We start from the raw sequence: 16,456 nt of genomic DNA, 5'->3' as shown, positions 1-16,456 counted from the left end.
CAATTTATGACTTCGAAAACAAAATACAGAATGATGCTGTCATTAATAATTTTTCTCGCCCTGGCATCAGGTTTCATTGCCCTTTTATTTGTAGAAAGTCCGGGAAAACCCGAGGTATTTAAAAACGATTCCGGCGAGCTTTTAACCAATAGTATTTCGGAAAAAATTTTTATCGAAATCGGTGGAGTGCAACAAGGCATGTTTATACTGTCGATGGACACTGCAAATCCTGTTTTGCTGTTTCTGCACGGTGGTCCCTGCTTCCCGAACTATTTCCTGTTCGAAAAGTACAAGCCCGGTCTTGAGCAGTTTTTTACTGTTTACTATTGGGAACAACGCGGCGGAGGCCTGTCGTACAACAAGAAAGTAACCGCCGAAAGCATGAGCCTCGAACAACTTGTTTCGGATGCAATTGAAGTAACCAATTACCTCCGCAATCGCTTCTGCAAAGAAAAGATCTACATCATGGCATGGTCGGGTGGCACAACAATAGCTTTGCCGGCTGTGGCCGAAAATCCCGGCTTGTTTCACGCCTATCTTGCAATGGGTCAGATAACCAATCAGGTTGCATCGGAAAGAATTGCTTACGCATATATAAACAATCAATTGCGCGCCCAAAATAACTACCTGGCAATCAGACGACTAAACAAGTTCAATCAGCTTGCCAGCGAAGCAGATCTTCAGGCATTCTACAATGCTGCACTCAGAGACAAGCTCATGCACAAACTTGGAATTGGAACAATGCGGGAAATGAAATCGGTTTATGGTGGCATTTTCGTGCCGGTAATGACTTGTAAAGCGTACACTTTAGCCGAAAAATTCAACATTTGGAAAGCTAAATTATTTTTTCTTCCCGGAACCGGTTTAAAAAACCAGACACTCAATACAAACTTTGCCGCAAGATACCCAAAACTTGAAATTCCGGTATTTTTCTTTTGCGGATTGCATGACCTGACGGTAAATTCAGCGCTTACAGAAGCATATTTCGGGCAGCTCGAAGCGCCTATAAAAAAGCTCTATATCTTCGAAAATTCTGCACACGGACCGTTGTTTGAGGAGCCCCAGCGATTAAAGGAAAATATTGTCAATGATATTTTCCACGGTTCCCGGAATCAGAAAATTGATTGCTAAGTTTGTTCACCACACCCACGATTTCGCAAACCATGAACCAAGCTGATACAAATTCAGGAATTCCACCGGGAAAGATTATCAAAGTGCTGATTCTGCTTTCTTTAGGAATGCAAATCATCGTTATCTCGCAGATCTATTTCAACACTCCTGAGCTATTTGCCGATTTGCTAAAGCTTGGCATGCGTATGCTGCGTGGACTGATGTTCACCTTTTTTGCATCCGCTTTGCTCACTGTTCCCAGTTTGCAGCTGGTGCGCCGCCTCAACAGGAAACTTCCCTGGAGGACCAAGCCTCTGAAAAGGTTTGCCATACAGTTTGCAGCAGCACTTTTAGGTGGATTGATCGTCACACCGCTTGTGATCATTCCTGCAATGTTATTTTTTGGACTGGAAAGCGATTCAACCACCGTTTTGAACAATGTTTACTACATGATTGTGCTGAACATTTTCCTGATGATGGTACTCGAAGCGCTAATTTATTCCGACGACAGTGCAAGATCGGTGCGAGAGGCTGAAAGGCTCGGGCGCGAACTGATCAGCGAGGCATCTGCCAGGGCAATCATGGAAGCAAACATGCGGGCTGAAACGGAAAAGGCAGCATATGCCCGGAAACTGATCGAACAGGAGCGACAGCTTAACCTTAAACTTCAGGAGGAGATACTTAAACGGGAGCAGCTTACCGAACAGCTTAACCAAAGCAGGGAGCAGCTGAGCAGCATCCTGACGAATCTTGCCGGTGCAGCATTCCGTTGCCTTTTCGACCGGAATTACACTATGATCTACATCAGCGAAAAGATATTCGATATCTCCGGCTACCATGCGAGCGAGCTCGTCGACAAGCCTGGGGCAAGTTTTGCCTCGCTGATTTATCCCGGAGACCAGGATCAGGTGAGGGCGGCTATCGCATTAGCCATGAACGAGCAGCGGCACTACGACATCGAATACCGGATTATCCATAAAAACGGCAAGCTTGTCTGGGTGCATGAAAGCGGAAAAAGAGCAGGCCACACAGCGGGTGAACAAATTTTTATTGATGGCATCATCACCGACATCACACGCCGGAAAGAAGCCGAGCAGGCAGCAAAAGAAAGCCAGCAAAATTTCAGGGAATTTATGGATTTCTTACCTCAGCCGGTATTTGAACTTGACATGCAAGGAAATGTAGTTTTTGGCAACAAAGCTGGATATGCCTTTTTTGGTCCGCCTCCAAACGAGCCGGGCAAAATGCATTCGGTGCTCGATTGCTTTGTTAAAGAGGATCTGCCGCTCATAGCCAAAAACATACAAGCTTCGAACGACGGCATGTTAACCGAACCATCGGAATATACAGCCATAAAGCATGATGGCACGCGCTGTCCGGTCCTGGTCTTTGGCTCCCCAATCATCAGCAATGGTAAAGTTACCGGCCGTAGGGGCATCATTATCGATATCTCGGAGCGCAAACGACAGGAGATGAATCTATTAAAAGCAAAAGAGGAACTCGAAAGAATTAACAATTCGCTCGAGCAGAGTGTAGCCGAGCGAACACGTCAACTCACCGAGGCCAACACCCAGCTGCTCAAACTCCAGAAAGAAAACCTTCAGTCGCAGTTCGAAGTGCTCAAGCAACAGGTGAACCCACACTTTTTGTTCAACAGCCTCAACGTGCTCACCTCGCTCATTAAGCTCGACCCCGATCTTGCCGAATCGTTCACCGAAAGGCTGTCGAAAGTCTATCGTTATGTATTGGAATACAAGGAAAAAGATCTTGTCAGCCTGAGTACCGAAATGGATTTTTTGCAAGCCTACCTCTTTCTGCTCGAAATCAGGTTTATGCACAAGATCCGGGTTGAAATCAAAATCGAAAAAACCTGGCTCGAGTTTTTTATTCTCCCCCTGGCCATACAACTGATCATCGAGAACGCCATTAAGCACAACACATTCTCAAAGTCCAAACCATTATTAATCAACATTTTTGTTGACGAAAATCGAAGGCTCAACATCGTGAACAACCTCAACCTGCGCGAAACAAAACCAATATCTACAGGCGTTGGTCTCGACAACATTAAACGCCGCTATGCGCTCGTCAGCAACGACCACCCAGCTTTTCTGATATCCGACGGGCATTTTATTGCCCGTTTACCTTTGCTGAAACCAGAAAAATCAACTTCGGTGTAAATAATTCCACAATGAAAGTCGTAATAATTGAAGATGAGGCCTTTGCAGCACTCCGCCTGAAAAACATGATCAACGAATTTAATCCGGAGATTCGTGTAGTCGCCGAACTTGAATCGGTGAGCGATTCGGTGAAATGGTTCAGAAACAACCCCGAACCCGATCTGATATTTCTCGATATCCACCTCGAAGACGACCTTAGTTTTGCCATTTTCGAACAAGTTGATATCTCCTGTCCGATCATCTTCACCACAGCTTTTGACGAATATGCCATCAGGGCCTTCAAGCTTAAAAGTATCGATTACCTGCTTAAACCCATTGTACACGAGGAACTTGCAGCTGCCTTAAAGAAATATGAGGTGTTCAGCAGCAACAATCGTCCGGTAATCAACCTTCAATCCATTAAAAATCTGCTTTCGGCCGATGAAAAAAAATACCGCGACCGCTTTTCCGTAACCATTGGATCAAAAATCAAGGTGATCGAGGTTAGCGATATCGCCTATTGTTTTGCACACGAAAACGCAGTGTATACCCGGTTGACAGATGGCTCAACATTTACCCTTGACTATACCCTCGACAAACTTGAAAGCCTGCTGAACCCTGATAAATTCTTCAGAATCAACAGAAAGTTTATCATCGCCCTGAAATCAATCCAAAGCATGCATGCCTACTCCAGAGGCAGAATTAAACTCATACTTGCACCAAAACCGGAAGATGATTTCGACACCATCGTAAGCACCGACCGTGCAGCCAGCTTTCGCGAATGGCTCAATATGTAAATATGACCGCCAAAACGCCTGGAGCATCAAACAATAAATCTGAAAGTAAAATCACCCCTAATGAAGATAGAAATCAGGCAAACAAAAGCCGCAGAATTTGAAACCACATTGCACCTCACCAGAGAAACTTTCTGGAATCTGTTCAAACCCGGATGCGACGAACACCTTGTTTTATACAAACTCAGAAAGAGTGATAGCTATATCCCCAAACTCGACCTTGTAGCAATTGCGGAGCAGGGAATCGTCGGACACAGCATTACCACCAGAGCAAAGGTTATCGACAATATGGGCCATGAGCATGAAGTGCTGTGCGTGGGGCCTGTTTCGGTGCTTCCCGAATGGCAGAACAAAGGAATAGGAGGAAAACTGTTAACCGACTCAATCTCAATTGCCAGATCATCAGGCTTTGCCGGAATGATACTGTTCGGGCATCCGGCATATTACCGGCGATTTGGATTTGTAAATGCACAGGCATACGGCATCACAACAAAAGACGGACTCAACTTCGAACCGTTTATGGCACTGGAACTAAATGCGGATGCTTTCCGAACGGTAAAGGGCAGGTTTTACGAAGATAAAGCATTCGAAATCAATGAAGAAGAACTCAATGAGTTTGAAACATATTTCCCACCAAAAGAAAAGGGAAAACCTAAAATCGAAATAACGCATTAGAAACAAATGACCCCGGAAGAATTAGGATACAATAATAAGTTCGAAGCATTCAGAATCGAACACCATTTAAGCAACTTTGAAGTAGGTAGGGTAGTTGCAGAACATAAGGAAAGATACAAGGTAAGAACCGCATCAGGCGAATACGAAGCCGAAATTACCGGAAACATGAGGTTCACAGCGCTTAGCCGCGAAGACTTTCCGGCCGTGGGCGACTGGGTAGCCTTAACAACCTTCGATTCCGGGCCGGCGATTATTCATGAAATATTTCCAAGATTCTCCCTCATCAAACGTCAGGCCGCTGGCCAGACCGGAGAGATTCAGCTTATTGCGGCAAACATCGATTTTGCCTTTTTAATGCAGGCCGTGGACAGGGATTTCAGTATAAACAGACTCGAAAGATACCTTACAATTTGCCACGCATCCAATGTGCTACCGATTATCGTGCTCAGCAAAACCGACCTCATTGGCGCGCAACAGCTTGAAGAGCTGCAAAACCTCATCAAAGCAAGAATTCCTGAAATTCTGGTAATCGCAATCAGCAACTCAACCCGGGAAGGCTATGTGATACTTAACAATATGATAAAAAAGGGAAAAACATATTGCATGCTTGGTTCTTCGGGTGTCGGTAAATCGACATTGATGAACAATCTTGCCGGCAGAAATCTGATGAAAACAGGTCTGATCAGCGGGATCACCAACAAAGGACGCCACATTACCACCCACAGGGAACTGATGGTGCTCGAAAGTGGCGGAATACTCGTGGACAACCCAGGCATGCGGGAAGTGGGAATAGCGGATACCGCCAGCGGCCTTGAAACCACATTCGACCGCATTATAAGTCTTGCGCAGCAATGCAGATTCAGCGATTGCAGGCATACCTCCATGAAGGGTTGCGCAGTGCTTCAAGCTGTCGAAGCCGGCGAAATTGACCAGGGCACCCTCGACAACTACCTCCGCCTGGAGAGGGAAAGAGCCCATCATGAAGCCACAGCCGAAACCCGCCGCATGAAAGACAAGGCCTTTGGCAAGATGAAAAAAAACTACAAAAAAGGCAACCACCACCTGGATGGCTGATGCCCGGAACCCCCATCCTGCCCTACCCCATTCACCTCAGTCTGACATATAATACAAGGTGTTGGTTTGATTCATAGACAATGATTTATACTATAGTGCCGGATGCAACAGCACCAACCCTGGACCATCCGCTTTCCTGTAACCAACCATCCCGAAAAACCTCGCATGTACTTCAGCGGACGTTGTCAGCCCCAGAGCAGCTCCCTTCACCTGCTGACCTTTGGGCTGAGCCGGGCATCTAACGCTTTCCCAATCACCTTATGCTGGCGACAAAGCGACCCAACACATCCCAAAACCCCTGAAAACCGGCCTTTGTATAACAGCATATCAAAAGGGCACCCGATGTAGAATTTCTATGTAATTATTTATCAATATGTTAAGACATTCTGATTTTTTTTGTTAAACCTATTGACTTAAACGGTTTTTATATAGTTTTAACATTTGCCAACCAACCAGTAATCATAAAACCTGTACCTGCTGAGGTTGCCGGCATGTTGAAACCCGGATAGGTAAGCATTTACCCATTTCGTTCATTGACAAATTTCCATCATCTCATTGGCTCATCGGCCATCATGGGATTGCTTATGCCCTGACTACAAAAAAATCCAAGATTATCAATCGTTTTACATCTATGAAAAAGAGGAACATCACATTAGAGTGATCTCTAAAACAGTCATGCTGAATAAAGCATTCATAGAAAACCTATAGCCAGGCGGCTTAGTCCAACTTCATTTTATTCATCATTTCCCAAGTCTTTCTGTTTAACCCGCAGCAAGTATATGACTTCTTTCAACTATGGATTATATTTGCAGGGAAACGATGAATAAAATGCTTATCGTTACCAGCAAGCGTAAAAGACGACACGACAACAACTAAACGACTGACATAAACAAGAAAAAAGTAAACCATTTTGAGAGGTGAACACATACATAGAAATGATTCAACAAACGGACAGCGAGTAAGCCGACACTCATTGCCTACCCTTTTGTGTTTTATTTTTTTTCCCACCGAACAAAAAATATTGAAATTCTATACCAGCCCGCAAACGGCACATTTGGCTTTGCCCTGCCCACAAGCCGACCCTTCAGCAAATCCAAAAGAGCCGTTTCTTGCCAACGCACTGACAGAACATTCGGACAACAAAACGGATTTTTTGTGTATTTTGACCAACTATAAATTTTAGAATATAAAAGTGAAAAACGAGAGACTGACAAGGAAAGAAATCATTGACAACCGCTTAAAACAAGCGGGCTGGAATGTAACTGACCGAACTCAGGTAATTGAGGAATTTGATATTCACTTGACCGTTGTTGAAGAACCGATAACTCCTTACGCTGGACACCAATACAGCGACTATGTTTTGTTAGGCAAGGACGGTAAACCGCTTGCAGTTGTTGAAGCTAAAAAGACTTCGGTGGACGCTGCACTTGGACGGGAACAAGCCAAACAGTATTGCTACAACATTAAACAAACACAAGGCGTTGAATTGCCTTTCTGTTTTTATACAAATGGATACGACATTTACTTTTGGGATTTAGAAAATTACCCACCGCAGAAAGTATTTGGCTTTCCAACACGAGACGACCTTGAACGTTATGCCTATTTGCGTAAATCGAGAAAGCCATTAACTGGGGAACTTATTAACACTAAAATTGCTGGGAGAACCTATCAGATTCAGTCTATTCGTGCTGTAATGGAAGCCGTTGAAAAACGGAAACGCAAATTCTTGTTGGTAATGGCGACAGGAACGGGCAAGACAAGAACTTGCATTGCCTTGGTAGACGCATTAATGAGAGCAGGGTGGGCAGAGAGAGTTTTATTTCTTGTTGACAGAATTGCCCTTCGTGACCAAACTTTGGAAGCATTCAAAGAACATTTGCCCAACGAACCACGCTGGCCAAAACAAGGCGAAAAAGAAATTGCCACCGACAGACGAATTTATGTTTCAACTTATCCGACCATGTCGAACATCATTCGAAGTGAGGATAAAAGTTTGAGTCCGCATTTCTTTGACTTGATTGTAGTGGACGAAAGCCACCGAAGTATTTACAATACTTATCAGGAAATTCTTGATTACTTCAATACCATTACACTTGGCTTGACAGCCACGCCAACGGATGTAATTGACCATAACACTTTTCAATTGTTTGAATGTGAAGATGGCGTTCCGACTTTTGCTTATTCATACGAAGAAGCCGTAAATCACATTCCGCCATTCCTTAGCAATTTTCAGGTAATGAAAATTAAAACCAAGTTTCAGGATGAAGGAATAAACAAGCGGACAATTTCTTTGGAAGACCAACAAAAACTAATGTTGGAAGGAAAGGAAATTGAAGAAATCAACTACGAAGGAACAGAGATTGAAAAGAAAGTAATCAACCGAGGCACAAACGCTTTGATTGTCCGTGAATTCATGGAAGAATGCATCAAAGATGCCAACGGAGTTTTGCCAGGGAAAACGATTTTCTTTTGCATCAGCAAAGCCCATGCAAGACGAGTAGAAGAAATTTTTGATTCGCTTTATCCCGAATACAAAGGCGAATTGGCCAAAGTATTGGTAAGCGAAGACCCACGGGTTTATGGCAAAGGCGGATTACTCGACCAGTTTGTGAGTAATGACATGCCACGAATTGCCATTAGTGTGGACATGCTCGACACGGGTATTGATGTTCGTGAATTGGTGAATTTGGTTTTCGCAAAACCTGTGTACAGCTACACCAAATTTTGGCAAATGATAGGCAGAGGAACTCGTTTACTCGAACCTGAAAAAATAAAACCTTGGTGCACACAAAAAGACAATTTCCTGATTCTGGATTGTTGGGACAACTTTGAATATTTCAAACTCAACCCGAGAGGTAAAGAACTGAAAGGACAAATTCCTTTGCCTGTTCGCTTGTTTGGCGTGCGATTGGAAAAGATTGAAGAAGCCCAAACACAAAGCAATGCTGAAATTGTGAACAAAGAGGTTCAGAAAATCAGAAAGCAAGTGGAAGAACTGCCGAAAAATTCGGTAGTGATTATGGAAGCCAAACATGAATTGCAACGCCTAGCGGATGATAACTTCTGGAGCAACCTCACACCAGACAAAATGGATTTTTTGAAATCCGTTGTAAAACCCTTGCTTCGCACGGTTTCAAATGTTGATTTCAAAGCCATGCGATTTGAAAAAGACATGGTAGAACTTTCATTGGCACATTTGGCTGGTGAAACAGAAAAGTTTGAAACACTTAAAGAAAGCATCATTGAAGAAATTGGCGAACTGCCTTTGAGCATCAACACTGTAGCAAGAGAGCAGGAATTGATTCAACAAGCACAAAGCAATCATTTTTGGGAAACCATCAACGAAGACAAGTTTGATGAATTAATTCAGAAACTTTCACCGTTGATGAAGTTCCGTGAAGCGGTAATTCCTTTAGCACCTGCAAAATTCAATTTGAAAGACATTGTTGCCGAAAAGGAATTTGTGGAGTTTGGTCCTCAACACGAAGCGTTGAGTGTGGCAAAATACCGTGAACTGGTAGAAAAGAAAATCAATGAATTAGTTTCAAGCAGTCCTATTTTACAAAAACTTAAACAAGGGCAAGAAATCACAACGGATGAAGCCGAGCAATTGGCAGAAGAACTGCAAAACGAGTATCCGCACATTACCATTGATTTGCTTCGTAAGGTTTACAACCACCGCAAAGCGGTATTGGTGCAATTTATCAAACACATTTTGGGCATTGAGCAATTGGAAACATTTGCCGAAACAGTTACCAAAGCATTTGATGATTTTGTTTCCAAACACAGCTACCTCACCAGCCGACAGCTTCAATTTCTTGATTTGCTCAAGAATTTCGTTTTGGAGAAAGGTAATGTGAGTAAACGCAACCTGATTGAATCTCCTTTTACCATGCTTCACCCCGAAGGGATCAGAGGCATTTTTAATCAAAAAGAGATTGACGAAATTTTAAGTTTAACCGAACAAGTAATAGCAGCTTAATGGCGGGAACATTTTCACAGATATATGTACAGGTCGTGTTTGCCGTTCAGAATCGTGAATGCTTGATTAATTCATTGTGGGAAGAAGAATTGTATAAATACATTTCAGGAATCATCAGAAACAAAGAACAAAAGTTGCTGGCCATTAATGGAATGCCCGACCATATTCATTTCTTTATAGGAATGAAACCTTCGTGTTGCCTGTCTGATTTAGTCAGAGAAATAAAGAAATCCTCAACGGAGTTTATCAAGGAAAAGAAACTGTCAAAATTCAAATTCAATTGGCAGGAGGGTTACGGGGCTTTTTCTTACAGTCATTCGCAAATTGATTCTGTAGTGAAATACATTATGAACCAAAAGGAACATCACAAGAAGCAAACATTCAGAGAGGAGTATATTGATTTTTTGAAAAAGTTTGAAATAGAATTTAAAGAAGATTATTTGTTCAAATGGATAGAATGATCAAGAACCCGAAGGGTTCACATGTTTATAGCAATGAATTGACCATGATTCATACGACCCCTTCGGGGTCGCATATTTGCCATTTTGGCGCTTTCTATAAACATCAAATCCCTTCGGGATTAAATACAAAACATTATGCTGCAAAATAATTCAACGCTTAAATCGCTTATAGACAAGCTCTGGCAAAACTTTTGGGAAGGCGGCATTGCCAACCCTTTAACCGCCATTGAGCAAATTACCTACCTCATTTTTATGAAGCGTTTGGACGATTTGGAAGCCAAACGGGAACGGGATGCCGAATGGACAGGCGAACAATATGTCTCCCGGTTTTCGGGCAAATTCAATATTCCGGGCAGCAACGAAAGCATTGATAAAAACGAATTGCGTTGGAGTGTTTTTAAACACAAGCCCGCAGACGAAATGCTGATGCATGTGCAAATGAAAGTGTTTCCGTTTTTAAAAGAACTGAACGGAGGAACTTCTCCTTTTACCAAACACATGGCAAACGCTGTTTTTATTATGCCCAAAGCCAGTTTGCTGGTTTCTGCCATCAACATTATAGAGGAAATATTCAAAGAAATTGAAAGAGATGCCACCGAAGGCGGACATGCTTTTCAGGACATACAAGGTGATGTGTATGAAATGCTGTTGAGTGAAATTGCCACAGCAGGTAAAAACGGACAGTTCCGCACTCCACGGCATATTATTAAACTGATGGTTGAATTGGTTGCTCCGCAATTGGGGCAACGCATTGCCGACCCTGCTTGCGGAACGGGCGGTTTCTTGTTGGGTGCTTATCAATACATCCTTACCGATTTGGTAAGAAAAAAAGACCCTGCCAAGTTGCAGAAAGACGAAGACGGTTTTGAACGTGCCGCCATTAGTGTCGTGCTGACACAGGAGGTAAAAGACATTTTAGATAAAAGCTTTGTAGGTTATGACATTGACACTACCATGGTGCGTTTGGGGTTGATGAACATGATGATGCACGGCATTGATGAACCTAAAATTGATTACAAAGATACCCTGAGCAAAAGCTACAATGAAGACAGCCAGTTTGATATTGTTTTAGCCAATCCGCCTTTTACAGGAAACATAGACAAAAGCGATATTAATGAAGGGCTGAAAATACCCACTACCAAAACCGAACTGCTGTTTGTAGAACGCATTTTTAACATGCTGAGAAAGGGCGGAACGGCTGCCGTAATTGTGCCAAGCGGTGTGATACAAAACAGCGGAAAAGCATTTGAGGCGGTGCGAAAACTGATTATTGAAAAAGCCGAACTGAAAGCTGTGATTACTATGCCAAGTGGAGTATTTAAACCCTATGCAGGTGTAAGCACAGCCATCTTGATTTTTACCAAAGGCGGTGAAACCGACCATGTATGGTTTTACGACATGCAAGCAGACGGCTACAGCTTAGACGATAAGCGAAATAAAATTGCAGAAAGCGATTTACCCGACATTGTGCACCGATACAAAGCAAGAGACCCAAAAAAAGACAACGACCGAAAGCAAAAATACTTTATGGTGCCGAAAAAAGAGATTGTAGAAAACAACTACAACCTAAACCTGAGCACCTACAAAGAGGAAGTGTATGAAGAAGTGGTATATGAAAAACCGAATGTGATTTTCGCAAAATTGGAAAGCATTGAAGGGTATATTCAAAGTGGTTTAAAAGAACTAAAGTCATTGATTCGATGACATTACTAAAAGACATAGTTCAAATAGAGAAAGGCAGAAAATACAAATTGCTTGAAGAAAAGCAGGAAGGCGCAATACGTGTGTTTCAAGCAAACGATTTCCGAAATGAAAACAAACCTCTTTACACGTTAGATGCAGATGGAGTTTTAGCTCAAGAAGATGATATTATATTGGTTTGGGACGGTTCTGTTGGGCAAATGGGTATTGGCAAAAGTGGTTATGTAGGAAGCACTATGGTAAAATTGAAAGTGAAAAACAAAAAACAGTTTTCACCTTTTTTCATTTATCGTTTTCTGCAAACCAAATCAGAATATCTAAAGCGGAAAGCTACTGGTTCAACCATCATGCACATAAACAGGAAGTCATTGGAACAACTTGAAGTTCCTGATTTAGAAATTGACGACCAACTCCACATCGCCAACATATTAAGCAAAGCCGAAAACCTGATAGCCCAACGCAAAGAAAGCATCCGCCTGCTGGATGAATTTTTGAAAAGCACGTTTTTGGAAATGTTTGGAGACCCATCAACAAACAGAAAGAAATTTACGAAGGGTAAAATAAAAGATGTTGTTACCGAAGTAAAATATGGCACAAGCAGTCCAGCCGAAGATGAAGGATTGTATCCATATCTGAGAATGAACAATATCACACCTGATGGTTACATGGATTATTCAAAGTTGAAATACATCAATATTGTTGACGATAAGGAGAAAGAAAAATATGTTGTTAGAAAAGGGGATTTACTTTTCAATCGAACTAATTCTAAAGAGTTAGTCGGAAAAACTGGTGTCTTCAATGAAGATTCAGAAATGATAATTGCTGGTTACTTAATTCGTGTTAGGACGAATGAAAAGGCAAATCCTTGGTTTTTATGGGGCTATTTGAATTCTATTCATGGTAAAAAAACATTGCTCGGTATGTGTAAAAGCATTGTAGGAATGGCAAATATAAACGCACAAGAATTACAAGGAATAAAAATTCTGATTCCACCAATCGAACTCCAAACCCAATTTGCCCGCATCGTAGAAAAAACAGAATCCCTCAAAACCCAATACCAACAAAGCTTGCAGGAGTTGGAGAAATTGTATGGCAGTTTAAGCCAAAAGGCGTTTAGGGGGGAGTTGAGTGTAAAACAAAACAATTCAATAACATCATAGAAAAATATTCAAATGAAAATATTACTAATTCAATTATCGGATATTCACTTTAAAGAAGGTGAAAATTCTGTTCTCAAAAAAGAAGAAAAACTGTTTGAAGCGATTAGGAATACTACATTAGAATATGAGGGAATATTTCTTGTAGTAACTGGCGACATTGCATTTTCGGGCAAAGAAAAGGAATATGAGGTTGGTGCAAATTTCCTAAAAGGCCTTAAAGCAAAACTTGAAGAATATAGTAAGAAGAAAATTCAGATACTTACAATAGCCGGAAATCATGATTGTGATTTTGGCATTGACACAAAAGCAAGACAAAATCAATTAACCATCATACAACGCCTCGGTGACTCTGCGATTGATGATTCGGTTATTAATCAATGCGTTGAAGTTCAGAAAAACTACTTTTCTTTTAGAGATTCAATTCAAGAAACTGTAAAACCTGCTTACGACCATCCATTACTTTCTGTTTATCCTTTCGACTATGGCGAGAAACGAATTGTATTTCATTGTTACAATACCGCCTATATGTCTGAAATACATGAACAGAACGGGAAAATGTTTTATTCAACTACGCTTTTTCCTGAAACAGTATTCAATGCTAAAGCAGATTTAGTTATCAGTTTATTCCATCACCCATTTCATTGGTTAAATCCTACAAACAGGAGAGAATTTGCAACTCATATTCATAAAACTGCCGATTTTTATTTGACAGGGCATGAACATACGGCATCAAAAGAAATGATTGATGACCTTGAAGAAAATACTGTCTATCATATTGAAGGTTCTGTTTTGCAGGATTCAGGCAACATCTTTGAGAGCGAATTTCATCTAATAGGCTTCGACCTATCTACACAATCATTTAAAATTGACACGTTCTTTTGGAATGAAGATAAATATGAATTGTCTGCAAGTGATGCTGAATGGGTAAATTACAAAAGAGGCAAAATAAAACTCAAATCTAAATACAATGTTACTCGTGAGTTTTCAGAAGTTTTAAATGACGTTGGTGGCAAATTCAGGCACCCATACAAATCAGATATTAAACTAGGTGATATTTATGTTTATCCGACACTCCGATACTTTAACACGAAAGAAAGTAGCGAAGAAAACATTTCAATCCTTCTTGAAAATGCCGAAAGTGTTATCAGGAATATTAAACCTAACTCAAAATACTTGTTATTTGGAGGTGAGAATATTGGCAAGACATCACTTCTAAGAACAGTATTTAAAACACTTTACCAAAAAAATTATGTGCCAATAATAATTGATGGTAAAAGCATAAAAAATTCGGGGCTTGACGATTTCAAAAAACTCGTTGAAAAAGAGTTTATCAATCAATATGGAACAGATGCTTTAGAAGATTTTAAGCAGGAAGATATTTCAAATGTCTTTATTTTAATAGATGATTTTGATAAGAATCCACTTAAAAATCAAAAGGCAAAAGGCCGCTTTATTAAAAGCATTTGTAGCTACTACAAAAATTTACTTTTTATCGGTAACGAATTAGTGGCAATTGAAGAAATAATTGCAGATGAAGAAACTCCTGGCGATTTGTTTTCAGATTTTCATCAATACGAGATTCTCGAATTCAATCACTCGATGCGTTCTAAACTTATTCATCGTTGGTATACATTGGGGAGAGAGGATTTTGTAACAGACGAGGAAACTTATAAGAAAATTGACAATGCAATGCGTTCAATTAGCATTGCGATGGGTCAAAGAATTGTCCCCAATTATCCAATTTTCCTTTTAATTCTTTTGCAAGCATTAGAGTCAACTAATCCTCATGATTTGCAAGTAAGTTCATACGGAAACTACTATCAACTATTAATATTAAAATCGCTTACAGACAATATCAGAGAACAATCTGAGCTAAACACTTATCAAAGTTATTGTGCTGAATTAGCAAACTTTTTCTTTGATAAAAAGACAACAATCATTTCTCGCAATGAATTTGACACCTTTCATAAGGATATAAGTCAATTTACAAAAATGGATTTGCCTGCTTCAATGACGGCAGATAAAACAATTGAAACGCTTTTTAAGGTGGGTGTCTTAAATTCCTTTGGAGATACAATTGAGTTTAAATACCAATATACCTATTACTATTTTAAGGCTCAATACTTGGCTAAAAACATCGCCAAGAAAGAAACCAGAGAAGTAATTTCAAAATTATGTCAACGACTTTACAGAACAGAGTTTGCAAACATTCTCATGTTTTTAATTCACTTTAGTAGTGATGAATTTATAATTACTGAATTGATAAAGAATGCAAGTGACATTTTTAAAGAACTGAATCCTTGTAAACTTGAAAACGACATTTCTCATTTACATGAATTAGTTACTGAATTGCCAAAACTGTATCTTAAATCAAAATCTGTTGAAGAAGTTCGAAACGAAGAAAATTCAAAGCAAGATTCTTTAGAGTTGCAGCAAAAAGAAACAGAAGATAAACCAACATGGGATTTAGATGAAGATGTTAGCGAAATTGATATTGTTTCAAAATTGAATTTGAGTTTTAAACTGATTGAAATAATAGGACAAATTTTAAAGAACAATCCAAGTGGCTCACTGACTGGTCCTGTGAAATATCAACTACTTAAAGAAACATACACCCTTGGACTAAGGACATTGAATGTATTTTTCTCCGTATTAAACGACAACACTGACTTTATAATAAATCAACTACAAGAAATAATTTCAAAGATTGAAGAAAAACGGAATGAAAATCGAACAGATGGAGAAAAAAGAGAAGTTGAAAAAGAAAAGGTAGAGAAAATTGCTAGACAACTTTTGTTTTCACTTTGCACTCAAATCTCATACACTTTTGTTAAGAAGATTTCTGATTCTGTTGGCACAAGTAAATTAATGGACAAATATCAAATGGTTCAGAGTGAATTTGATTTTGCCTCTGTTAGGTTAATTAATTTCTTAATTAAACTCGACCAAGTTTCAGGTTTCCCCGACAGAGATATGCAAACATTGAAAGATTATGTTGAGAAACATCCATTGTCTTATTACTTGCTGAAAAGAATGGTAGTTAATCACCTACACAGACACCCAGTTGACTTTAGAGATAGACAAAGAATTTGTGCATTTTTAGGAATACCAATTGAAAGCCAATTAAGACTTGAAGCAGACAGAAAGAAACATGATAAAAAATAGCCAACGCACAGGTGTAAGCACATTAGCAATCCGCACAAGCCCTGACACAAACCAAAGCTTGCAAAAGAGTATGCTTTTCACCTACCCAAGAATAAATTCAATTATTTTTTCTCCCACCCTTCGGTGGTTTGATTTTTTTGCATCCTCATAACCCACGACAGACATGCAATCGGGCAGT

General features: G+C 40.4%; 10 protein-coding genes. All 10 read left to right on the top strand.

Annotation, left to right across the window (positions count from 1 at the left end):
* Window positions 1-30: 30 nt before the first annotated feature.
* Entirely contained in the window at window positions 31-1,131 is a 1,101-nt protein-coding gene (locus IPM52_02210) for an alpha/beta hydrolase (GenBank protein ID MBK9290437.1), read from the top strand.
* A gap of 32 nt (window positions 1,132-1,163) precedes the next feature.
* A complete protein-coding gene (locus IPM52_02205) occupies window positions 1,164-3,287 on the top strand; it encodes a PAS domain S-box protein (protein MBK9290436.1) in 2,124 nt (707 codons plus the stop codon).
* An 11-nt stretch (window positions 3,288-3,298) separates the two neighbouring features.
* Window positions 3,299-4,063, top strand: a complete 765-nt coding sequence (locus tag IPM52_02200; protein ID MBK9290435.1) for a response regulator transcription factor — start codon at window positions 3,299-3,301, stop codon at window positions 4,061-4,063.
* A 60-nt stretch (window positions 4,064-4,123) separates the two neighbouring features.
* A complete protein-coding gene (locus tag IPM52_02195) occupies window positions 4,124-4,735 on the top strand; it encodes an N-acetyltransferase (GenBank protein MBK9290434.1) in 612 nt (203 codons plus the stop codon).
* A 6-nt stretch (window positions 4,736-4,741) separates the two neighbouring features.
* On the top strand, window positions 4,742-5,809 hold the full coding sequence (gene rsgA, locus IPM52_02190) for a ribosome small subunit-dependent GTPase A (protein ID MBK9290433.1): 1,068 nt from the start codon (window positions 4,742-4,744) through the stop codon (window positions 5,807-5,809).
* A 1,192-nt stretch (window positions 5,810-7,001) separates the two neighbouring features.
* Complete coding sequence (locus IPM52_02185; protein MBK9290432.1) at window positions 7,002-9,791, top strand: DEAD/DEAH box helicase family protein; 2,790 nt, start codon at window positions 7,002-7,004, stop codon at window positions 9,789-9,791.
* A complete protein-coding gene (gene tnpA / locus IPM52_02180) occupies window positions 9,791-10,252 on the top strand; it encodes an IS200/IS605 family transposase (GenBank protein ID MBK9290431.1) in 462 nt (153 codons plus the stop codon). The genes IPM52_02185 and tnpA overlap by 1 nt, the downstream gene beginning before the upstream one ends.
* Before the next feature lie 135 nt (window positions 10,253-10,387).
* Window positions 10,388-11,956 carry an N-6 DNA methylase gene (locus tag IPM52_02175; protein MBK9290430.1) on the top strand — a complete coding sequence of 523 codons (1,569 nt, stop codon included), beginning with the start codon at window positions 10,388-10,390 and terminating at the stop codon, window positions 11,954-11,956.
* Window positions 11,953-13,113, top strand: a complete 1,161-nt coding sequence (locus IPM52_02170) for a restriction endonuclease subunit S (GenBank protein MBK9290429.1) — start codon at window positions 11,953-11,955, stop codon at window positions 13,111-13,113. The genes IPM52_02175 and IPM52_02170 overlap by 4 nt, the downstream gene beginning before the upstream one ends.
* Before the next feature lie 12 nt (window positions 13,114-13,125).
* A complete protein-coding gene (locus IPM52_02165; protein ID MBK9290428.1) occupies window positions 13,126-16,278 on the top strand; it encodes a metallophosphoesterase in 3,153 nt (1,050 codons plus the stop codon).
* Window positions 16,279-16,456 lie beyond the last annotated feature (178 nt).

The sequence above is a fragment of the Bacteroidota bacterium genome, from assembly GCA_016715945.1.
Classification (GTDB): domain Bacteria; phylum Bacteroidota; class Bacteroidia; order Bacteroidales; family F082; genus JALNZU01.
This window is presented reverse-complemented; position numbering and strand designations above follow the sequence as displayed.

Coding starts and splice junctions, on each gene's coding strand:
- IPM52_02175 (MBK9290430.1), top strand. CDS start 10,388: ATGCTGCAAAATAATTCAACGCTTAAATCGCTTATAGACAAGCTCTGG.
- rsgA (MBK9290433.1), top strand. CDS start 4,742: ATGACCCCGGAAGAATTAGGATACAATAATAAGTTCGAAGCATTCAGA.
- tnpA (MBK9290431.1), top strand. CDS start 9,791: ATGGCGGGAACATTTTCACAGATATATGTACAGGTCGTGTTTGCCGTT.
- IPM52_02200 (MBK9290435.1), top strand. CDS start 3,299: ATGAAAGTCGTAATAATTGAAGATGAGGCCTTTGCAGCACTCCGCCTG.
- IPM52_02205 (MBK9290436.1), top strand. CDS start 1,164: ATGAACCAAGCTGATACAAATTCAGGAATTCCACCGGGAAAGATTATC.
- IPM52_02170 (MBK9290429.1), top strand. CDS start 11,953: ATGACATTACTAAAAGACATAGTTCAAATAGAGAAAGGCAGAAAATAC.
- IPM52_02195 (MBK9290434.1), top strand. CDS start 4,124: ATGAAGATAGAAATCAGGCAAACAAAAGCCGCAGAATTTGAAACCACA.
- IPM52_02210 (MBK9290437.1), top strand. CDS start 31: ATGATGCTGTCATTAATAATTTTTCTCGCCCTGGCATCAGGTTTCATT.
- IPM52_02165 (MBK9290428.1), top strand. CDS start 13,126: ATGAAAATATTACTAATTCAATTATCGGATATTCACTTTAAAGAAGGT.